Consider the following 21,109-nt stretch of genomic DNA (forward strand, 5'->3'; position numbering starts at 1 on the left):
AAATAATATATATAAAATGTTAATATCCGTTTTGGGTGTACTTTTTTCAAAAGTGAATTTTTTGACTAAAAAATATAAGTGCATCTTTGTAACCTCGTATATTATAATTTAGAAAAATGATAAGATTGGAAATGAAGAAACGAAATTGGATAATTGCTTGTGGTGGTTTAGCATTCGGATCGGTTGCGATGACAAGTTGTAATCAGACGCATAAGTCCTCTTCCTCTTTGGAAGTTACTGGAAAAGTGGAGAAAATTAAAGCACAAAAAGTGTATTTGGAATCTCTTTCTTTTACATCGCCGAATCCTGAAATTGTGGATTCTGCTTCCGTTGAAAAAGATGGAACTTATAGTCTAAAAACGATTACAAAAGGAGAAAATCTTTATGCCGTTGTTGTAGACCAACAATATCCATTTTTCTTTATCAATGACAATGATAAAATTACTTTAAATATAGATCCTGAGAATACACGCAAACCCGATATTCAAGGTTCGGAAGCTTCCACAGCTTTATATGAATTTTTGAATGAATATGCGAAAAAAGATTCTTCGGCTGCTGCGGATAAAGCGATGATCGATACGTTGAATAATCAAGATGTTCCAGTTAAAAAACAAGACAGTATCATCAATAGTCTTACAAATCGCAAAAATGAAACCTTACAATCGCTCAACGATCTAATCAAAAATTATATCGAAAATACGCCAAGTCCTGCTGGAGCAGCCTATGGTATCGTTCAAGGTACGCGTACAATGGACCCAAAAATATTGCTACCAATTGCAGAAAATACGGCAAAGAAATTTCCAAGCGATGGTAATTTGGCGGCTTTGATGAGTATGTTGAAACAAAATGCGGCAAGTGTGCCTGATCAGAATTACAAATTATTGGGCAAACAAGCACCGGATTTGAAAATGAATGATGTAAATGGTCGTCCGATGAGTATCAGCCAATTTAAAGGTAAATATGTATTGGTGGATTTCTGGGCGAGCTGGTGTGGACCTTGTAGAGAGGAAAATCCAAATGTCGTTGCAGCGTATCAGAAATTTAGAAATAAAAATTTCACGATTGTTGGGGTTTCTTTGGATAAGGATAAAGAGTCTTGGATCAAGGCGATCCAACATGACAAATTAACTTGGAATCATATGAGTGATTTAAAATTTTGGGATAGTGAAGCTGTTGCAGCTTACGGTTTTGATGGTATTCCATTTAATGTATTGGTAGATCCAACTGGTAAAATCATTGCTTCTAGTCTGCGTGGTGAAGCACTCGAACAAAAATTAAGTGAAGTATTGAAATAAGACTTTTGCTTGAAAATAAATAAGCCGCTTCATTGAAGCGGCTTATTTATTTTAGGTGAAATGTAGCTAATGTTTCTACTCTTTCTATTTTTTGATACCAATCATTATATACCAATTCGAATGAGTCAAATGTAAATTTTCCAAAATCATAATCTCGATAATTTTCAATGATTTGTACAAAATCGGGTAAATTTTGAATAGCATTTCTAAATCGGATAACGGTTGAATGCGCTGTTTGAATTGGATATCGAATATCCATTTTTAATTCCAAATCGGAATGTTGATTCAATTCATCTCTTATAGCATTTCGTAAATCATTTAATTGGTTATTTGCAAAAAAACCTTGAATAATCACGCTGGAAGTGGATGTGGTAATTCCTTTAAACTCAATTTCGAATGGAGGGAAATTTTGAATAGCTTTTTGTATAGCATTTACATATTGTGGAATTTCAATATTTTGTAAATCGAAACCTTCATAACAGCCAATCACAGACAAAAGGGTAATGTGAATATCCGAATTGCGATAATAGTATTGTGCTGGATCAACATTTTTAAATTGATCGAGTAGCTTTTGAATATTGTTTTTTACCTCTAAGGATGGACGTATCACCAAAGTAATTCCCAATCTATTATCCAAATTGCTATCAATCAAGGGGTCTGTTTGATAATTACCTTGTTTGATTTTTGGAAATGAATTGTCAAACATTTCCTTATAATGAGTCGTTAAATCCAATAGTCAAATATTTTTATAGCAAATTCAAATAAGTTCTTTTTCTGGATCCCAAAGTCGATTTGGAAAATCAACAATTCGATCATTTTCTACACCAATTCCTTCTTTTTTTAATAGATCTTCCATTGCGGTGGGTGTTTTGAAATGCATTTTTCCACTCAAATCCCCATTTCTATTGACAACTCGATGAGCTGGAATTTTGGGTTGACCATGTGCTGCATTCATTGCCCATCCGACCATTCTTGCCGACATTTTCGTGCCCAAATATTTGGCAATCGCGCCATAAGTCGTTACGCGACCTTTAGGTACCAATCTGACAACCTCCCAAACATCTTGGAAAAAATCTTTTTGCTCCATAGGTTTATTTTTCAAATAAGGCAAATGAACCGCCTACCCAATCACTTTGATTATTATAACTGACGCCGATCATTTCTTCGCGTGTCAATCTTGCCAAATTATGCGTAGCTATCGGTTTGCCACCATTTTCATCCCAAAAATAAAACAATCGAATCTCCGCTTTTACAGGCGAATTTGGCGTTTCAATAACAGATGCATAATCGACTTTTTTCTGTAGAATATAGTTTTCGGGATCATCAATCGACCAGAAATCATAAGGAGTGACATGAATCTTCACACCTTGTCCTCCGAAAGAAAATAATGGTTTGAGTACATAATTATCCAAATCCTTTGGTGGCTCCAAATATTCGGATAAAAATCTAGTTTCTGGAATATGTGGGTGGCGCAAAAATGGTAAAGTAAATTTGCTCACGCGATAAAACCATGAGGGATGCGTTACCCAATGGACTTGCAAATCTTTTTCCATGATCATTTGCGCTTGGTTTCGGATAAATTCGTCACCATTATGGATAATCTCATCCCAAATCAACCGATTGTAAATACGATGTATCGGAATATCGTGGCCGTCTTTTGTATAAAATAATTGATTTCCTTGCTTTTTGATTTCCGAAAGGCATACAATTGGAATATTCAAATGATCTTGCGTATAGTAAAAATCAATTTTTGTTTTTTGCTTTTGTGGATAAAGTTCCAATAGAATTACATTTTCAGGATTTTCATTTCCTATGACGATTTCTCGCATTTTTTTGATGACTTTTTCTTTGTCAAATCCATTCAAAAATTGTGTGTACTCCTCAGGAATTTCAAAAGCCTCTCTGGATGCGTCTTCTTGATACAATTGGTACATAAATAAGGATGGAAATCCTTGCATCTCAACTAATTGTGGTTCCAATTTACCATCTTCTTTTTGAACAATACCGAAATCAAAAACCATGAAATGCGGATGCTCACCTTCTCCTTCTTTATTGATATAGTTAGGAACCGAACTATCTGTCATGGCTTTAAAACCTTTCATTCCAATCACAGATATAATATATTCTGTCGTTTCCAACATTTGTTGTTCAAATGATTTTGGAATAAACACAGGTGTTTCCGCAATTCTGAATTTAATCGAATTAGGATGTTCTCGTCCCAAAATTTGAAGATATTGTTGGTATTTTTCTTGCGTGAAATTTTGTATAAACCAATTTCTAGCTGTAGAAATCATGGTGATTTGTTGATAATTTTAATGAATTGTTTCTCCTCTAACTTCTTGAGATTGCAATATTTGCGCCTCGTAATTAAGCCATTCTTCCCATCTTTTTCGCACTTTTTCTGGATCAATATAGGTTTCTGCCAATTCTATAAATAATACATAATGTCCGGCCTCACTTTCCATAAATCTTCTGTAAAAATTACGGAAATAAGGATCTTCCAAACCTTCACTTAATCGCTTAAATCGTTCGCAACTGCGTGCTTCGATTAATGCCATGGTCAATAATTGATCCAAAAAACGCCCTTCTTCACTTCCTCCTTTTTGTTGAAATTCAATGAGTTTGACTACATAATTATCGCGTCGTTGATTTCCCAATACAAAATTTCGCTTTCTAATTTCTTGTAAAACCAATCTGAAATGTCCCCATTCTTCTGTAACGATCGGAGCCAATGCATCCACCAATTCCGTTTTACGCGGATAACGTTGGATTAAAGAAATGCAAGTATTCGCGGCTTTTTGTTCGCACCAAGCGTGATCTGTTAAGATTGCTTCCATTTTTATCGCCGCTAAATCTACCCAACGTGGATCGGTGGGCAACTTCAACCCCAAAATATTTCTTGTCGCTTCTGAATATTGAAAATCTTCCATGTAAAAATTTAAGCAGTAGCAAAGTAAATCATTTTCAAGGAAAATGTTCTCGATGTATATTTGTTTCATGGAATGGAAAAAAATATTACCTGCATTGTCCTTGATTGGAATGGCTGCATGTAAAACGGCACAATCAGATAAAAGTCATGCAAATACACAAAATCCTTATTCGCATGGATTGACTTTGGACGGCAAATTATATGGTGCGGTATGGCAACAACGTGCTGCGGAATATAAAGCTTTGTGCGAACAAGCGTTTAACGTGGCTTCTGATCGTCTGATGATTGCATTGAAGGAAAATACCGACAATCGTCCCAAAGCTGTCGTAACAGATATTGATGAAACGTTTTTGGATAATAGTCCAAATTCCGTCAAACAAACACAAAAAGGAAAAGGTTACGAACAAAAATCTTGGGAAGAATGGACTGCAAAAGCAATGGCAGATACTTTGTGGGGCGCATATCAATTTTACAATTTAGCGAAACAAAACGATGTCGAAGTTTTTTACATTACCAATAGGGGGAATTCGGAACGTGCAGGTACTTTGAAAAATTTACAAAAATTTGGATTTCCTTATGCAGATGAGACGCATTTAATTACCCGAGAAGGTTCATCTTCTAAAGAAACAAGGCGCAAAACTGTAGCTTCGAAATATGATATTTTACTTTTCTGTGGAGATAATTTAGCCGATTTTTCGGATATGTTTGACAAAAAAACGGAAGCAGAAAGAAGTAAAAATGTAGCAAATTTGCATGCATTATTTGGACGCAAATTTATTGTACTTCCAAATGTGGTTTATGGTGATTGGGAAGGAGCGCTTTTCAATTATAATTACAAATACAGTTTGCCGCAGCAAGATTCTATTTATTATCACGCAGCGAAAAGTGAATAAAATACAAAAGGTCAGATTTTATAAATCTGACCTTTTGTATAAATAAGTGCAAACTTATTTTACCGTGATATTAAGCGTATCAGACAATGCTGGACCGTAAGAACGGTGGATGCCATCGCCATATTGCAAAATCAATGTGTGTTTGCCTGGTTTTAAATTGATAGACGCTTCTGTTTGCGCTTTTCCATAATGGAAATGTGTTGAATCATCAGGAATTACCGTTCCAGCTGGGATACCTTCACCATCAACAATAACGTGGTGATGACCAGAGCTATCTTTCACTTCTCCTTTTGGCGCTAATGCGATATTTTCTTGACCAAATTCCAATTTAACTGGAGACGTTACTGTCGCGCCATCTTTTGGTGCTTTGAAGAATACTTTTGCTCCTGCTGGGATCGCTGGCAATGGTGGTACACCCGCAGTATCTGGCATTTCCATTGTCATTGTATCTTTAGAAGTGCTATCCGCGCTTCCTTTATCTGAACTTCCGGAGTTACATGCGGCAAAAAGGGCAGTGCCTAATACAGCAGGTAAAATTAATTTTTTAATCATACGTAATATTTGTGGCTAAAGTTATACATGTTGTAACAATTTACCATAGAATTTGTTTGCGCAATTGGGAAAAAAGTTCTGTAATTATTTTTTTATTTTTACCGCTCAAATTCTCAATTTACATAGTGTCCAATATACAAATACCCGAAAGTTTACTTACAGAATTAGCCTCAATAAAGCAATTTGATAGAGAAAAATTTATCGAAGTGCATCAGCAAAATCCTTCCGTTTCCATCCGCTGGAATACTGAAAAAAAACAATCAGAAAAGGATGGAGCGCCTGTTCCTTGGTGTGAAAATGCATATTATTTACCAGAAAGACCATTTTTTACTTTTGATCCGATTTTTCATGGTGGTGCGTATTATGTGCAAGAGGCTAGTAGTATGTTTATTTGGGAAATTTTGAAAAATGTCTTTCCCGATAGAAATGCAGAAGTAAAAGTGTTGGATTTATGTGCGGCACCGGGAGGAAAAACAACTTTGCTGGGTTCGTATTTTAAAAATGGCTTGGTCGTAGGTAATGAAATTATCAAAAGCCGTGCGAATATTTTAGTAGAAAATACGTCAAAATGGGGAACCGGTAATTTTATTGTTTCCAATAATGATCCCAAGCAATTTGCAGGTTTGAAAGATTATTTTGATGTGATATTGGTGGATGCTCCTTGTAGTGGAAGTGGTTTGTTTCGCAAAGAACCTTCGTGGCGTGAAGAATGGACGGAGGCAAATGTGGATTTATGTAGTGAACGTCAACAGCGGATATTGGCAGATATTTATCCGGCACTAAAAAAAGACGGGATTTTGATTTATTCCACTTGTTCGTATTCCGTAAAAGAAGACGAAGCAATTTTGGATTGGTTCTCAGCGGATTTTGAGGTAGAAAATCTAAAGATACCACTAAATGAAAATTGGGGAATTGTAGAAACAAATTCCAAATCGGATCAAGTTGGTTATCGCTTTTTTCCGGATAAATTAGATGGAGAAGGATTTTTTGCAGCGGTATTTCGTAAAAAGGAAAGCAGCGGTTATACGCCGTTTTTGGGTGGAAAATATACCCAACCGAATAAAATGGAAGTTGAAATCGTTCAGAAATGGTTAGTACTTGGAGATTATTTCTTTTTCAAAATTCAAGATTCTATTCATTGCATTGCTAAAAAATGGCAAGCAGATGTGGAATTATTGCATTCCAAATTGTATTTGAAAAAAGCAGGAACCGAAGTGGGAGAGGTGAAAAAGGATCTCGTACCAGCACATGAGCTCGCATTGTCAATTCATCTGAATAGGTCGAATTGCCATGTATTTGAATTAAATACGGAACAATCTTTGCAATACCTTCGCAAGAATAACCTAGAAAGATTACCAGAAATGGAAAATGGGTGGACTTTAATCACACATAGTAATGTGGGACTAGGTTGGATTAAAGCGCTTCCCAATAGAATAAATAATTATTATCCAACGGAATGGCGGATTTTAAAGCAGTAATAGATCAATTTTATTTATATTTATAATTTTTAACATAATATTCGGAGGCGGAGAAGTAGTTTTGAACGATTTCAAAGTCTTACGTATTTTGGATTTATAGAAGCAGTTTACATGAAAAAAAGATTTTTAGCATTATCGTTCGCAGTAAGTTTAATGAGTGTATTATTTGCACAAGAAGCACCTGTAAAACACAAAATTTTAGCAGGAGAAACCTTGTCCAAATTAGCTACCAAATATGAAACTACGGTAGGGGATATCATGCGATTTAATGGAATGAATACCAATAGTAAATTGGTTGTAGGGCAAGAAATCAAAATACCGCCAGCGGGTGTACATATTGTAGCAAGCGAATCCAATGCTGTAGAAACAAGTTCTGCAGAAAAAGTTGCGAATACTGCAGCCTCAGATCCAAATGCAGGTAAAACGCATACTGTTATTGCTGGTGAGTCTTTATATAAAATAAGTAAAGAATCTAAAGTTTCTGTTGATAATTTAAAAAAATACAACAACCTCGCAGATAACAATATTAAGGTTGGTCAGGTATTACAATTGAGTGCAGAACCTGCAACCGTGACAGATGCTACTACTCCAACTGTATCAGACAACGCGCAGACAACAACAGAAACGACGACTCCAGTAAAAGCTAGTTCGCCAGTTAAAGAGCCCGCAGCAACTAGCTCAACTACAGACAATAATCAAAAAGTGTTATCTACGGAAACTACGCAACTAGCAGGAAATAATGGTGGTGCTTTTGGAGAAATGTTTGGAAAAGATACAGAAGGTCGTTCTTTAGAACAAGCACAAGGTTTGTCAAAGATATTTAAGTCCAAAAGTGGCTGGTCTGATCAGAAATACTATATTATGATGAATAATGTAGGTCCTGGATCAATAGTAAAAGTTACCTATAATGGTAATTCTATTTTTGCAAAAGTTTTATGGAATTTGATTGATACAAAAGAAAATAGTGGATTGAAATTTCGATTAAGTGATGCAGCTGCACAAGCACTAAATATTACATCTGATAGTTTTGATTTATCAGTTGATTATTTTGAATAATAAATAAAGGACTCTGTCATAAAAAAAGAAGACAAAATATAACAATTGTGTCTTCTTTTTTTATGGAGCCTTTTTGACATTTATTACACTGCCACAGCTGGAGAAGCGTAAGATTTGCTAGTGTCAACTAATTCCGCATCAATTATTATTTGATTTAAAATTATATTACCTTTTTCATCTAATTTTTGACCATTGTTTATTAAATCTAAAAGAATGCTGGTTGCTTTTTCTCCTTGCAAATATGGAAATTGTTCAACAGAGGCTGCAGGTTTGAATACTTTGAGATATTTTAATAATGGATTGTTTGCATAGCTGACAATGACTATATCTTTATTAATTTTTAAAGATGTAAATGCCTGAATATATTCCATTGCGTCCAAGGCTACAAAATCATTAAATGCAATAATAGCTGTAGGGCGATTTTTTTGCGATAAAATATCTTTCATCGCAATGAAAGTACCTTCTTTAGTCAAATCCGTTATTCCAAACAAAGAACCATCTGTCTTAACTCTTTTTTTAATAAAACCATCTAATACACCTTTCATTCTTTCATTAGTCGATGCCATACAATTTGGACCTTTCAGCAACGCAATATTTCTATGGTTTTTCTCCCATAAAAAATTGATAATTTCCACAGAAACTTTGTAAAGATCACTCTTCACATAATGAAAATCTGCAGTTTTGGGTACTCTGTCAAAAAAAACAACAGGAATATTCATTTTAGATAAATCATGGAAATGGTCTAAGTTTTTTGTGGTTTTTGATAAGGAAACTAAAATGCCGTCAACTCGATTTCTTTTAAAAGATTCTAAAATGGCCTTTTCTTTATCAATATCATTATGGCTTTGTCCAAAAATTACATTATAGCCTTGTTTAAATGTGACATCTTCAATCCCACTGATAGCATCTGAGAAAAATGTTTCAGATAATTCAGGTATAATTACGCCTATGGTAAACGACTTTCCTTTTTTAAATTGAATGGCGGCTAAATTTGGTGCATAATTCATCTCTTTTGCAGTCGCTTTAATACGATTTCTAGTAATTTCACCAATGCTTGGATGGTTATTCAATGCTCTAGAAACGGTGGATGTTGATACATTGAGTTTAACTGCAATTTCTTTTATTGTGGTAGTTTTTTCCATAATTAAGTATTGATAATGCACTTACAGACTATAACTTGCCTAAAAGTACTAAATATATACATTCTTATCTAGGTTATTGATTATATTATAAATTATTTAAATATGTAATATGTTGATTATATTTAATTTTATTACTACACAATCGATTGCATAAGTGCTATTCATTTCTTTTAATATTTTGATAAGGCTCTGTGAACACGATTGCGTGAATTGAATTTAATATCTGTGGTTTAAATAACTTGCACTTAGTTTAATAGTAATACAAAATATTGTATAGGTTACAATTTAATAGAAGATATTTATGATTGAAAAAGAAGTATTTAAAGATTTCGATCTACCGTTGGAATGTGAAGTTATTGCTCTAAATACTGGTTTGATAAATAATAGTTTTGTTGTAAAAGACGGTTTAAACAAAGCGTTTTTAATTCAAAAAATAAACCATCAAATATTTTCTAAACCTATTGATATTCAAAAAAATTATCTCTCAATATCTAACCATCTAAAGGAGAAAAATAGTTTTCATCTTCCTGAAATAATTTTAACCAATGACAATAAACTGATAACTAAGATTCAAGATGATTATTGGCGTTGTATGGAGTTTATTCAACATAGTTTTAGTCCCTTGATTGCTAATAATTCGGCTGAAGCATTCACTGTTGCACAATGTTTTGGAAAATATTCTGCAGATTTGTTAGATATTGATATTTCAAAAATAAAAATAATTCTTCCCGGTTTTCATGATTTAAATTTACGTTTTCAACAATTTCGGTCTTCATTACAGACCGCTACAGAAAGTAGAAAATCTATCGTTAAAGAAGAAATTAGATTGGCTTTTGTGTATGAATCATATGTTGATTTATTTAACTATATCGTTACAGAAAATAAACAATTTCCCTTACATATCCTCCATCAAGATTGTAAAATTGCCAATATTCTATTTTCAGATATAGACAATAGTATTATTTGTCCCATTGATTTGGACACAACACAACCAGGATTGTTTTTTTCTGATTTAGGGGATATGATTAGGAGTATGGTTCCTAATATATCTGAAAATGAAATCCATATTGAAAATATGGAAATAAGAGAAGATTTTTTATTAGCAATTAAAGATGGTTATCTGGATGCAATGGGTAAAGCTTTAACGAAAGCAGAATTAGCATTTTTAGATAAAAGTGGCCCCATTATTATCTATATGCAAGCACTTAGATTTTTGACTGATTTTCTAAATGGAGATATTTACTATCGGACAAATTATGAAATGCAAAACAGAGATCGTGCTAAAAATCAATTTCATTTATTACAACTGCTTAACAAAGTTGTAGAGTCAAAGGTTTCTAATCCTTTATTTAGTGTTTAGAGGGGATTGAGTTACATGTTCAATTTCAATCGGTACAATATTGATTTCAAAAACTTGTATTTTTTCTTTTATTGCAATGACAAAATGTAACTGAAGTAAATTTTGTCCCAATAAACTCATAATTGCATCTGAGTTTGCCACAGAATATTCATCATAATCAGGATACATGGGATGTATTTTCCAATGGTCTTTGTTTGTACTATCTCTGACAACTAGGTCCATTGGTATTATGCCGTTATGATACACTTTACTTGGATAAACAATAGCTGATTCTAAAGGCTGAATCCTTTCATTAAAATTAGCACCCCACAAGAATACTTTGGTTTTGATGCTATTCTCTGTTAATCTAACACTATCCCAAATAATAGAAAATGGTTGATTGGTTTTATTAAGTATGGAAAAATTTAAAACAGAATAATTGGGGGTTATTGTTAATTCAAATAAATGATTTTCTAAAGTTGATTTTTTGATCAGATTACCATCTACTCTATATCCAAATTTATATTTGTAATAATGTCCTAATTCTTCATTGTCAACATTTTTAGTGGTTACGCAATTTGAAAAAATAATCACTAATGACAAAAAAGCTACAATATAATATATGACTTGAATGTGTTTAATTTTTTGCATGTTCCCAAAATTGTGGTTGTAAAGATAGTTGTTCAATGGGTAAAACTGCTAATAGTTCTATTCAACTTCTAATAGATTAATTAGAATACAATATTGTCATTGAAGTTATCTCATGTTGTTGTAATTGTACAATTATTTATATGAAAAGTACAATGAAACGTAGGTGGTTTGGCAAGAATTTTGCCCTATTATCATTTGTAAAGATGAAATGTATTTTACTAAACCTATGAATTTCATCCTCTTATAAAAATAAAATTATGATAGTAAAGAAACTTAAACTGGGTGCACTTTTTACTCTTTGTCTGGGTGTGAGTGTATCTCAAGCGCAAAAATCCTACCTGATTAAAAATGTGAATATTATTGATGGAACTGGGACTCCTGAGCAAAAAGAAAGTGATGTACTTATACATGGAAAATACATAGCTGAAGTAGGTAAAAATTTACCAGCAACAGGAGCAGAAGTAATTGACGGTAAAGGGAAAACTGTGATGCCTGCCTTGATCAGCACACATGTACATATTGGTAGTTTGAAAGGATTAACCAATAAAGCAGAAAACTATACAAGAGACAATATCCTATCTCAATTAAATAAATATCAAAGTTATGGTGTAGAAGATATCTTAGTAATGGGATCTGATAGACCTCTTATGTTTGAATCAGGTTTACGAGATTCTTCTGCGGTAGGTTTATTGCCTGGAGCTAAAATATTTTCTGCAGGATATGGATTTGGTTTGCCTGCGGGTGCGCCTCCCGTAGAATTTGCGATGGATAATGTATATCGACCTACAGATCCGGATCAAATTCCCTCTGAAATGGATAGTTTGGTCAAATTAAATCCATTTGTGGTAAAATTATGGGTGGATGATTTTAATGGTAAATACAAAGCCAAAATGAGTCCGGTTATTTATAAAAAAATCATTGAGGAAGCCCACAAGCGAAATTTGAGAGTAGCTGCACACGTTTATTATTTAAATGATTTACGCAATTTGGTCAATGATGGAGTGGATATAATTGGACACAGTGTTAGAGATAGCATTATTGATGATGCAACCATTGCAGAAATGAAAGCGAAGAATGTTACCTATATACCGACACTGTCTTTGGATGAATTCGCGTATATCTATTCACGTAAACCAGAATGGGTAAATAATGAATTTTTCAAAGCGTCACTTGAACCAGGTGTATACGAAATGATTACTTCAAAAGCTTATCAAGATAAAATCGGTAAGGCTCCAGGACACGAAAGAGATAAAAAAGCATTTGAAACTGCATTGAAAAATTTGAAAAAAGTATATGATGCAGGTATTTTCGTTTCTTTTGGTACTGATTCAGGTGCGATGCCCTTGAGAGCGCAAGGTTTTTCTGAACATTTGGAATTACAATTAATGACCGAAGCCGGTTTGACCCCTATAGAGGCGATTAAAGTGGCGACTTTGAATGCAGCTACATTACTTCATATAGAAAAAGAAACTGGTTCCATTCAAAAAGGTAAATTAGCCAACTTTATCCTTGTTGATGGTAATCCAGCCAGAAAAATTAAAGATACCAGAAAGATTGATGAAGTATGGAAAAATGGAGAAATTGTTAGTCATGGACCTTTAAGTAAATAGCATTTAAATAAGAATAATCATAGACTTTAATTTTTAAAATTTATTTACATTAATAATTTTTATTTCATGAAAAAAAAAGTTTTCGGTTTATTTATATTGGCGACAACATTATTAGGGCTTAGGTTACAGGCGCAAAAATTATCACCACTACCTGATAAGGTATCTGTAGTGGCTGCAATCAATTCCCCCAATCCTGATCCATCTGGTATTGCTTTGAGCAGTTCAGGACGTTTATTTTTAGGATTTCCAAGGCATGCTGATAATCATACTTCTTTTGCATTAGCGGAATATTTAGATGGAAAATTAATACCTTTTCCATCCAAAGAGTATGTGTATCCATCCTTGAAACCATACACGGATTGGCTAGTTTCTCCTCACGGTATTTTCATGGATAAAAATGATGTGCTTTGGGTTTTAGATGATGGAAAACGTGCCGGAATCAAGGAAATTCCAGAAGGTGCAGGTAAAGTGGTGGGTATTGATATTAAAACAAAAAAGATTATAGCTTCAGTTCCGATCTCAAAAAATGTAATGAGTAATGAAACGCACTTAAATGATTTTCGTGTGGATTTGACTCATGGTGCAAAAGGAACAGCATATATTGCTAATAGTGGATTTGGTGAGCGATATTCTTTGATTGTTGTTGATATTGCAAGTGGTAAATGTAGAGAGGTTCTTTTGAACAAACCTTGTGTTTCTCCAGAACCTGGATTCATGGCATTTTTGGAAATGGAACCACATGTGATGGATGTTAAAAAGCAAACATTTCCAATAGGAGGACCTGATGGTATAACGCTGAGCTCTGACAGTAAAAAATTGTATTGGACTGCAATATCTAGTAGAAAGTTGTATAGTATTTCTACGGATACTTTGAGTAATCAATCTTTAGAAGAATCAGCAATTGAAAAAGCCGTCACTTTTGAAGGGGAACATCCTGCCTGTGATGGGATGGCATCTGACGAGCAAGGTAACTTGTATTTTGGTTCATTTGAACAATTAAGTACTATTAAAAGGACGCCAGATGGTCAATATACCTTATTGGCTCATGATATCAGATTTGCATGGCAAGATGGTTTGGCCTATCATGACGGATATTTATATATGACGCTTGGGCAGTGGAATCGATTGCCAGGATTTAATAATGGTAAGGATCTACGCCAACCTCCATATTTGGTAGTTAAGGTCAAAACGAAATAATTCTGTATTTCTAATTTAGTTCTCCTTTTTAAAAAATCATTAATTTAGCTATCTTATACCTATTTTAATTTTTATGAAGGAGACTTTACTTTGTTTTTGTGCCATATTTTTAATCGCGTTTTCATCCAAAGCGCAATATTCAGATGATTTTTATGGGAAAAAGCCCATTTTGGTTACGATATCTGGTGGTTTAAATATCAATATGGTTCGTGGAAAAATGGATGATTATAACCGAGATGCCTATAATGCTGATTTGGATGCAAATACTGTAAAAGATCATCACAGATTGAGTTATGCAGGTCAAATCAATATACAAAAACAATTTACAAAAACGTATTATTTTAAAACAGGATTGGGGTTTATCAACAAGAGATTAGATCCTCAGGCAGGTTTAAGTGCATTTGCCAATCCTGATAAATTGGATATTAATTATTTACAAGTTCCTGTATTATTTGGGCAAAATATGGTTCCATTCGATCGCAGTAATTTCAATTTTGCTTTTGAGGTTGGGCCAGTTGCTAACTTTAAATTATCTGATAATAGTTTTGCTATCGCTGCAAGACAAGCGCAGTCCAAGACATTTGTTTTTGGACTGCAAGCAGGTGCAGATTTCTCTTATCATATTAGCCATGCGGTACGATTCAATTTGCATTATACAATTATGCAAGACCTCACATCAGCGCAGACGCAACAGATCTCTGCGTCTAATCTAACCAAACCTTACAGTTACAAATTTCAGAACCATTTAATCCAAGTCGGCTTGATTTACCTTTTACCCAAAAAAGCCGCGCAACCTTAAGATTGTAAGGATTTTCGGATATAGGGAAATGTATTTTCATTATCCAAAATCATATGCCCTGATTGTAGTATTTCCAAATAAATGAAATTTTTCGTTTGATTATCGATGATTAATTTGGATAATTTTTTTGGTATAATGCTGTCATAATATCCAAAGAATAGATACACTTTGGTTTTGCTGGTGGCAATCTTTTCTTTTATAGTTGCAATATTAGGCTGAAATTTTTTGGTGGACATGACACGTTTGAATAATAAATCGGCTAATTCTTTAGAACCCAAGGACGATTGAATTAAGTTATAGGCGCTTTTGTTGATGAGTTTTAATTTGTATACAATTTTCCCCAACAAACTCATCGCTTTACTCGATTTACACAAAAGCCAAAATAAGCCTTGCAGGGCAGAAAAATTGAAAATCATTTTGTACCAAATCGGGATAACTAATCCATCTGGGGCACATAAAATCATTCTCTCTACTCTATCCGAATAATTTTGATAAATAGTTAAACAAATACGTCCTCCTAAGCTGTGGCCCATTAACCAAAATTTGTCTAGTTTAATACCTGTTGATTGTAGGTAAATGGATTGAAAAATTTGGATAAAATCTTCGACTAATAATTCATTCTCCTTCCATACAGTTTCTCCATGTAAGGGAAAATCAAGCGCGAATAGGGAAACTGATTCTCCTATATTTTTTCCTAATCCTGCATATTCTTCACTACTAAGGGAAAAACCGTGAAAGCAAAAAACGGTCTTCTCTCCATTTCCAAATCTTTGAAATGCAATGGTTGAATTTTTATATTTGATCGATTGACGCATTCAATTTATAAACTTGATTAAATGTATAAGTTTTGTGCCAACTTATCCAACCCGATATGGAAATTAAAAGGAATACTAAAAATTGAACACTCGTAAACACATACCCTTTAGAAAAATATAATGGCATGGATATTATATCTGTCAATATCCAAAAGTACCAACTTTCTACCTTTTTTCTGTTCATTAAAAACATAGCGGTATAGGCGCTAGAAGATGCCAATGCATCAAAAAAAGGTACCGTACTACTCGTAAATTTGTGTAAGATAAAATACAAAGCAATCCACATAATAACAAAATATAAAATTGTATTCCTCCAATCTTTGTTTCTATTATAACTTATGAGTAGTGGCTTTTGTGTATCATTAAAGGATTTGTTGGTCCACAAATACCACCCCGAAATACTCATGATGGTATAGTAAATATTGAGTCCAGCTTCTGCGAATAATTTTCCTTTAAAACTTATGAAAATATAGATTAATGTGCTGACAATACCTGTAGGAAATACGTAAATTTTTTCTTTTTTGGAAAAATAGGTACTTGCAATTCCGGTGATTACGGCAATAAATTCCAATGGTGTAGTCATTTTTACACCATTCATAAATTGCTCATAAATTGTTTGCAAATTCATATTGCGAATATAGGATTTAAAGCTGCGACTAATTCAGAACTCAAATGAAAAAAATATTGGAATTATTTTTGAGTAAGCGACTAACACACAATGCTTTACTAATACTATATTTGCTTACAACTTAACATTTGTCAATTATGGAAAAAGAAAGACATCCTTTTTATTTGCAACTTAGTTTGAGATTATTAAGTGCTGTAATTATACTTTTTTTGATGTATATCGGAAAAGGTATGTTAGTGCCTCTTTGTCTTGCAGGTATTTTCACTTTAGGATTAGCAACTCCTTGTGGTTGGTTAGAAGGGAAAGGTTTCAATAAAAACCTTGCAGCAATGACTTGTGTTTTACTTTCTCTGATAATCGTGGCTTTAATCATCTTTTTTATTTCTATGCAAATGGCTAATTTCAAAGAAGATTTACCTAAACTGAAAACACAATTCAATCAAGGCTTAGCAGAGGGAGAGAAGTTCTTACATGATAAATTTAATGTTAGCCACTCCAGCTTAGTAAAATATTTATCCGAATTAGAGGATACTATGTTATCACATTCTTCTACGGTTGTAGGTACTACATTTGCTACTTTGACAACCGTAATATTGTATTTCGTCTTAGTGCCTATCTATACCTTTTTGATGTTGATATATAGAGGTCAAGTAGTCAAATTTCTAGAAGAATCATTTGAAGATAAATACAAAGGACATGTAACCAATATAGTTAAAAATACAAAATTTGTAATCAGAAGTTATGTTGGAGGATTAGGTATTGAGATGTTGATTGTAGCAGCATTAATATGTATAGGCTTATCTGTTTTAGGAGTTAAGTATGCAATATTATTAGGCATTCTAGGTGCTGTAATGAATATCATTCCTTATTTAGGGATATTTACTGCGATTTTGATTTCCTTCTTAATTACGATTTCGACCAATGGTATATCAACCGCTTTACTTGCGATTTTAATACTAGCGATAATTCACATGATTGATAGTAATATTTTATTACCAAAAATAGTCGGAAGTAAGGTGAAAATAAATGCTTTGGTTACGATTGTAGTCGTAATATTAGGAGAAAATATTTGGGGTATTCCAGGAATGTTTTTGTCCGTACCGTTAATTGCTATTTTAAAAGTAATTTGCGACGGTTCTGTCGGTATGAAACCTTGGGGTATCTTACTGGGAGCGGAGGAAAAACTAAAAAAGTAGATTAATTAGCGATGTTAGGAAAAGTATATTTGGTGCCAACAGTTTTACAAGATGATGACAACGCGTTGGCATCTTTGCCAAGTAATGTAATTGATTTTGTAAAAGATAGTCAAGTGATATTTGCAGAAAATATACGTACGGCTAGACGCCATTTGAAAAAAATGGACAAAGATATTGTTATTGATAATTTTCAATGGTTTGAAATTGGAAAGGCAGAAGAGGATGTTCTTAATCAATTTGAAAAAACATTAAAGGCCGAAAAAAATATTTCCATCATTAGTGAAGCTGGTTGTCCAGGTATTGCCGATCCAGGGCAATTTCTAGTTGCCAAAGCGCAACAGTTAAATGCTTATATTCATCCTTTAGTTGGACCGAGTAGTATATTGTTGGCATTGATGGCGAGTGGAATGAATGGACAACATTTTCAATTTTGGGGCTATCTTCCAGTGGATAATAGCGATCGTAGGCAAAAAATTAAAGAGTTAGAAAATGATGCAACAAAGCGTAATTGCGCGCAACTTTTTATAGAAACGCCTTATAGAAATAAACCTTTAGTTGAGGAAATTTTGAAAACTTGTCAACCCAATTCACGTCTGTGTGTAGCTGTAAATATTACCGCTGAAAATGAAAAAATAATCACCAAATCAATTAAGGATTGGAAAAAAGAAAAGTTGGATTATTTACACAAACAACCAGCTATTTTCATAATAGATGCTGGAGATGGATATAAACCCAAAAAACATTAATCTTCGGGTGGTAATTTCCTAAATCCTTTATTCGAAATATTGAACAGACTGGAAGAAAGGGGCATCAAATTGATGCTCTTGGCAATTGCGAAATATTTTAAATCATTGTCTGGTGAAACTACAGAAATCTCTAATACAAAACCTGGAATATCCTTATATTCATATCTATTTTCCTTGATACTCGGTTGTACATCTACGGTATAATATACGATAAAATTATCTCCATTTTTTAACTGAATAGTTGCTTTTTTGCATCTGTATCCTAAGATTGTTTTTTGATCATCCATTAAGATGGTTTTGGACTTGTCATACTTTTTGTTGTAGTTTTTCCATTGCGTGGAATCCATCGTACTGCAATATCTATTGTCACCAATTTCTTTAAAAATATTAGCAGATTTTGTTTTATCGTCATAAATGAAAGTCTGGTGATAATTTTTTCCTATAAAATCAGATCTGAATTTATAACCAGAATAAAAAGTGCGTCTTTCGGAAACGTCTTGTTTGGATGTATCTGTAATTTTTTCGATAGCGTAAGTAATGCTACAATCTCCCAAAATTTCTTGTGCCTGTGTCAACTTTCCAAAGGAAAGAAATAACAGCGTGATTATAAAATATGGTCTTAATGAATAATTCATATTAAATTCTATCATCAAATATTGGGCAATTCTTCGTAAATATAGTTAAAATAGCGGGTAAAAAATATGTAAATCCTACAATTTTATTTACTTTGTCCTCAAAATTTTTACATTGGAAAAACCAACTTTACATACCGTTTTATCTCCTAGATTATTGGATTTATATGATTTATCTTCTTCTATAGTGGTAATTATTGACGTTTTTCGTGCTACAAGTACAATCGCGACTGCATTGTACAACGGAGCGGTACAAGTGGTGCCCGTATCAAGCGTTGAAGAATGTATCGAAAAGGGAAATAGTATTCCCAATAGTGTGACTGCTGGAGAACGCGAAGGAAAAGTCATTCCTGGTTTGCAATTTGGAAATTCGCCTGCTGAATATCCACGTTCATTTATCGAAGGAAAAACTTTAGTTATTACAACTACCAACGGAACGAAACTTTTGAATATGGCAAAAAATAATGGTGCTTCTGAAATACTTACGGGTTCCTTTCCCAATTTCAGTGCAGTTTGTCAATATTTAAAAGAAAGTAATAAAAATGTAATTCTTGGATGTTCTGGTTGGAAAGATCGTTTTAATATAGAAGATACTTTATTTGCCGGTGCGGTAGCCTCTGAAATTCAAGATGCATTTACAATTCATTGTGATAGTACCTTAATGGCTACGCAAATGTATGAATCAAACGCTGGCGATCTTTTGAGTTTTGCGAAAAAGACTTCACATTGGCATCGCTTAGCTAATTTTGGACTTTCTTATGATTTAGAATATTGTATCTCAAAAGATGTGGCAAATGTCTTGTGTTATTATCAAGATGGCGTTGTACTAGGGAAATAAAAATTTTGAATATATGAATAGTTTAAATTCTATTCATATATTCCTGTAACATGATTGTCGCTGCTATTTGATCGATATTACCTTTTACACGACGATCTTTCTTTTTCATTCCCATTTCTACCATCGCTTGAGATGCCATTTTGGAAGTGTAGCGCTCATCAACTGTTTCTAATGGAATATTGGGAAATTCTTTTTTTAATCTTTCTATAGCCTTTCGTACCAATGGTGTTGCGTGCGTATCACTATCATCCCAATTTCTAGGATCGCCAATAATGATAAGATCTACTTGTTCCACTGCAAAATATTTTTTCAAATAATCAAATAATTTGCTTGTTTCCACTGTCTCTAAAGCGTTGGCAATAATTTGCAAAGGATCAGTAACTGCAAGACCTGTACGCTTTCCACCATAATCAATAGCTATAATTCTTCCCATTATTTGTAAATTAATAAGTCCGCAATTACCAATATTCCAAATATGACACTAGCAATACCATTGGCTGTCATAAACGCAATATTTACTTTACTAAGATCATTGGGTTTCACTATTGAATGTTGGTAGATCAACATCCCAATAAATACAGCAATACCTAACCAGTATGTCCAGTGAAAATGTCCAAATAAACCAGCAGAAATAACAAAAGCTGCGGATGCAATGTGTAATAAAATGGACACAGCCAATGCATTTTTTTTACCTAATTTACTTGGGATGGAATAGAGTGCTTGAGATTGGTCAAAATCGATATCTTGTAGCGCATAAATAATATCAAAACCACTTACCCAACAAATTACAGAAAGGGAAAATAAAATAGGTAACCAATCAAATACTCCAGTTACGGATAAATAAGCGCCAATTGGTGCTAAAGACAAACCTAAACCTAATACTAAGTGACAAAGTGGAGTAAATCGTTTTGTATAACTATAAAACAAAATGACAAATAAAGCAATAGGAGATAAGTAAAAACAGATTCTATTGATAAACCAAGTTGCAACCATGAATAACAGACAATTGATGATTACAAATGTCAATGCATTTTTGGCACTGATGATTCCCGCAGGAACCTCTCTTTGTTTCGTTCTTGGATTTTTTCCATCAATATTTCTATCCAAATAACGATTAAATGCCATTGCAGCACTACGTGCAGTGATCATACACCCCAATACTAAAAGAAATTTACCAATAATTTCTTGCATGGGGTATTGTGGACGATTAAGTGAACAAATACCTAAGAAAAAGCCGATCATTGCAAAAGGCATTGCAAAAATTGTATGTGAAAATTTGACTAAGGATAAGTAATTTTTTACGGTTGCCATAA

At 33.5% G+C, this 21,109-nt stretch carries 23 protein-coding genes; 11 read left to right on the forward strand and 12 right to left on the reverse strand.

What is annotated here, in order from left to right:
* Positions 1-131 precede the first annotated feature (131 nt).
* The gene (locus E0W69_RS03175; protein WP_191967954.1) at positions 132-1,295 is read left to right on the forward strand and encodes a TlpA family protein disulfide reductase; all 1,164 of its coding nucleotides are present in this window, start codon (positions 132-134) and stop codon (positions 1,293-1,295) included.
* A gap of 46 nt (positions 1,296-1,341) precedes the next feature.
* On the opposite strand, the gene E0W69_RS03180 is transcribed toward E0W69_RS03175, so the two are convergent.
* Genes E0W69_RS03180 through miaE form a run of 4 tightly spaced genes read right to left on the reverse strand, consistent with a single transcriptional unit; the run spans position 1,342 to position 4,225 of the window.
* Positions 1,342-2,028 (reverse strand): 2'-5' RNA ligase family protein, encoded by a 687-nt coding sequence (locus E0W69_RS03180; protein WP_131328594.1) that lies wholly within the window; start codon positions 2,026-2,028, stop codon positions 1,342-1,344.
* Between the two features lie 24 nt (positions 2,029-2,052).
* Positions 2,053-2,382, reverse strand: a complete 330-nt coding sequence (locus E0W69_RS03185) for an MGMT family protein (protein WP_131328595.1) — start codon at positions 2,380-2,382, stop codon at positions 2,053-2,055.
* Positions 2,383-2,386: 4 nt separating this feature from the next.
* A complete protein-coding gene (locus tag E0W69_RS03190) occupies positions 2,387-3,589 on the reverse strand; it encodes a hypothetical protein (RefSeq protein WP_131328596.1) in 1,203 nt (400 codons plus the stop codon).
* 18 nt (positions 3,590-3,607) lie between these two features.
* Positions 3,608-4,225, reverse strand: a complete 618-nt coding sequence (gene miaE, locus E0W69_RS03195) for a tRNA-(ms[2]io[6]A)-hydroxylase (RefSeq protein ID WP_131328597.1) — start codon at positions 4,223-4,225, stop codon at positions 3,608-3,610.
* 67 nt (positions 4,226-4,292) lie between these two features.
* Here miaE and E0W69_RS03200 point away from each other — a divergent pair, with 67 nt between their 5' ends.
* Positions 4,293-5,117: a 5'-nucleotidase, lipoprotein e(P4) family gene (locus tag E0W69_RS03200; RefSeq protein WP_131328598.1), complete on the forward strand. Its 825-nt coding sequence runs from the start codon at positions 4,293-4,295 to the stop codon at positions 5,115-5,117.
* A 54-nt stretch (positions 5,118-5,171) separates the two neighbouring features.
* Here the strand turns inward: E0W69_RS03200 and E0W69_RS03205 are convergent, their stop codons facing one another.
* Positions 5,172-5,669 carry a DUF4399 domain-containing protein gene (locus E0W69_RS03205; protein ID WP_131328599.1) on the reverse strand — a complete coding sequence of 166 codons (498 nt, stop codon included), beginning with the start codon at positions 5,667-5,669 and terminating at the stop codon, positions 5,172-5,174.
* A gap of 125 nt (positions 5,670-5,794) precedes the next feature.
* Between E0W69_RS03205 and E0W69_RS03210 the strand changes: the two genes are divergently transcribed.
* Positions 5,795-7,147 carry a methyltransferase RsmF C-terminal domain-like protein gene (locus E0W69_RS03210; RefSeq protein ID WP_131328600.1) on the forward strand — a complete coding sequence of 451 codons (1,353 nt, stop codon included), beginning with the start codon at positions 5,795-5,797 and terminating at the stop codon, positions 7,145-7,147.
* Between the two features lie 111 nt (positions 7,148-7,258).
* Complete coding sequence (locus E0W69_RS03215) at positions 7,259-8,203, forward strand: LysM peptidoglycan-binding domain-containing protein (RefSeq protein ID WP_131328601.1); 945 nt, start codon at positions 7,259-7,261, stop codon at positions 8,201-8,203.
* 83 nt (positions 8,204-8,286) lie between these two features.
* Here E0W69_RS03215 and E0W69_RS03220 read toward each other — a convergent pair whose 3' ends face one another.
* Complete coding sequence (locus tag E0W69_RS03220; protein WP_131328602.1) at positions 8,287-9,345, reverse strand: LacI family DNA-binding transcriptional regulator; 1,059 nt, start codon at positions 9,343-9,345, stop codon at positions 8,287-8,289.
* Positions 9,346-9,646: 301 nt separating this feature from the next.
* Between E0W69_RS03220 and E0W69_RS03225 the strand changes: the two genes are divergently transcribed.
* On the forward strand, positions 9,647-10,705 hold the full coding sequence (locus E0W69_RS03225; RefSeq protein WP_131328603.1) for a phosphotransferase enzyme family protein: 1,059 nt from the start codon (positions 9,647-9,649) through the stop codon (positions 10,703-10,705).
* On the opposite strand, the gene E0W69_RS03230 is transcribed toward E0W69_RS03225, so the two are convergent.
* Positions 10,691-11,335, reverse strand: coding sequence for a hypothetical protein (locus tag E0W69_RS03230; RefSeq protein ID WP_131328604.1), 645 nt, complete (start codon positions 11,333-11,335; stop codon positions 10,691-10,693). The genes E0W69_RS03225 and E0W69_RS03230 overlap by 15 nt on opposite strands.
* 257 nt (positions 11,336-11,592) lie before the next feature.
* Between E0W69_RS03230 and E0W69_RS03235 the strand changes: the two genes are divergently transcribed.
* From E0W69_RS03235 to E0W69_RS03245, 3 genes are all read left to right on the forward strand, one after another.
* Positions 11,593-12,945, forward strand: a complete 1,353-nt coding sequence (locus E0W69_RS03235; RefSeq protein ID WP_131328605.1) for an amidohydrolase family protein — start codon at positions 11,593-11,595, stop codon at positions 12,943-12,945.
* 66 nt (positions 12,946-13,011) lie between these two features.
* Positions 13,012-14,142, forward strand: a complete 1,131-nt coding sequence (locus E0W69_RS03240) for an L-dopachrome tautomerase-related protein (RefSeq protein ID WP_131328606.1) — start codon at positions 13,012-13,014, stop codon at positions 14,140-14,142.
* Between the two features lie 73 nt (positions 14,143-14,215).
* On the forward strand, positions 14,216-14,941 hold the full coding sequence (locus E0W69_RS03245) for an outer membrane beta-barrel protein (protein ID WP_131328607.1): 726 nt from the start codon (positions 14,216-14,218) through the stop codon (positions 14,939-14,941).
* Here the strand turns inward: E0W69_RS03245 and E0W69_RS03250 are convergent.
* Positions 14,938-15,756: an alpha/beta fold hydrolase gene (locus E0W69_RS03250; RefSeq protein ID WP_131328608.1), complete on the reverse strand. Its 819-nt coding sequence runs from the start codon at positions 15,754-15,756 to the stop codon at positions 14,938-14,940. The genes E0W69_RS03245 and E0W69_RS03250 overlap by 4 nt on opposite strands.
* A complete protein-coding gene (gene pnuC, locus E0W69_RS03255) occupies positions 15,734-16,384 on the reverse strand; it encodes a nicotinamide riboside transporter PnuC (RefSeq protein WP_131328609.1) in 651 nt (216 codons plus the stop codon). Before pnuC ends, E0W69_RS03250 begins: the two co-directional genes overlap by 23 nt.
* Before the next feature lie 137 nt (positions 16,385-16,521).
* Between pnuC and E0W69_RS03260 the strand changes: the two genes are divergently transcribed.
* Both E0W69_RS03260 and E0W69_RS03265 read left to right on the forward strand, forming a co-directional pair.
* On the forward strand, positions 16,522-17,580 hold the full coding sequence (locus tag E0W69_RS03260) for an AI-2E family transporter (RefSeq protein ID WP_131328610.1): 1,059 nt from the start codon (positions 16,522-16,524) through the stop codon (positions 17,578-17,580).
* Positions 17,581-17,591: 11 nt separating this feature from the next.
* Entirely contained in the window at positions 17,592-18,326 is a 735-nt protein-coding gene (locus E0W69_RS03265; RefSeq protein WP_131328611.1) for an SAM-dependent methyltransferase, read from the forward strand.
* Here E0W69_RS03265 and E0W69_RS03270 read toward each other — a convergent pair.
* The gene (locus E0W69_RS03270) at positions 18,323-18,961 is read right to left on the reverse strand and encodes a hypothetical protein (RefSeq protein ID WP_131328612.1); all 639 of its coding nucleotides are present in this window, start codon (positions 18,959-18,961) and stop codon (positions 18,323-18,325) included. The two genes, E0W69_RS03265 and E0W69_RS03270, sit on opposite strands and share 4 nt — an antisense overlap.
* A gap of 112 nt (positions 18,962-19,073) precedes the next feature.
* Here E0W69_RS03270 and E0W69_RS03275 point away from each other — a divergent pair, with 112 nt between their 5' ends.
* Complete coding sequence (locus E0W69_RS03275; protein WP_131328613.1) at positions 19,074-19,796, forward strand: 2-phosphosulfolactate phosphatase; 723 nt, start codon at positions 19,074-19,076, stop codon at positions 19,794-19,796.
* 22 nt (positions 19,797-19,818) lie between these two features.
* Here E0W69_RS03275 and ruvX read toward each other — a convergent pair whose 3' ends face one another.
* Together ruvX and E0W69_RS03285 are read right to left on the reverse strand one after the other, a co-directional pair.
* Complete coding sequence (gene ruvX, locus E0W69_RS03280) at positions 19,819-20,229, reverse strand: Holliday junction resolvase RuvX (RefSeq protein WP_131328614.1); 411 nt, start codon at positions 20,227-20,229, stop codon at positions 19,819-19,821.
* A complete protein-coding gene (locus E0W69_RS03285) occupies positions 20,229-21,107 on the reverse strand; it encodes a UbiA-like polyprenyltransferase (RefSeq protein WP_131328615.1) in 879 nt (292 codons plus the stop codon). Before E0W69_RS03285 ends, ruvX begins: the two co-directional genes overlap by 1 nt.
* Between the last annotated feature and the right edge of the window lie 2 nt (positions 21,108-21,109).

It is taken from the genome of Rhizosphaericola mali (assembly GCF_004337365.2).
In the GTDB taxonomy this organism is placed as follows: Bacteria; Bacteroidota; Bacteroidia; order Chitinophagales; family Chitinophagaceae; genus Rhizosphaericola; species Rhizosphaericola mali.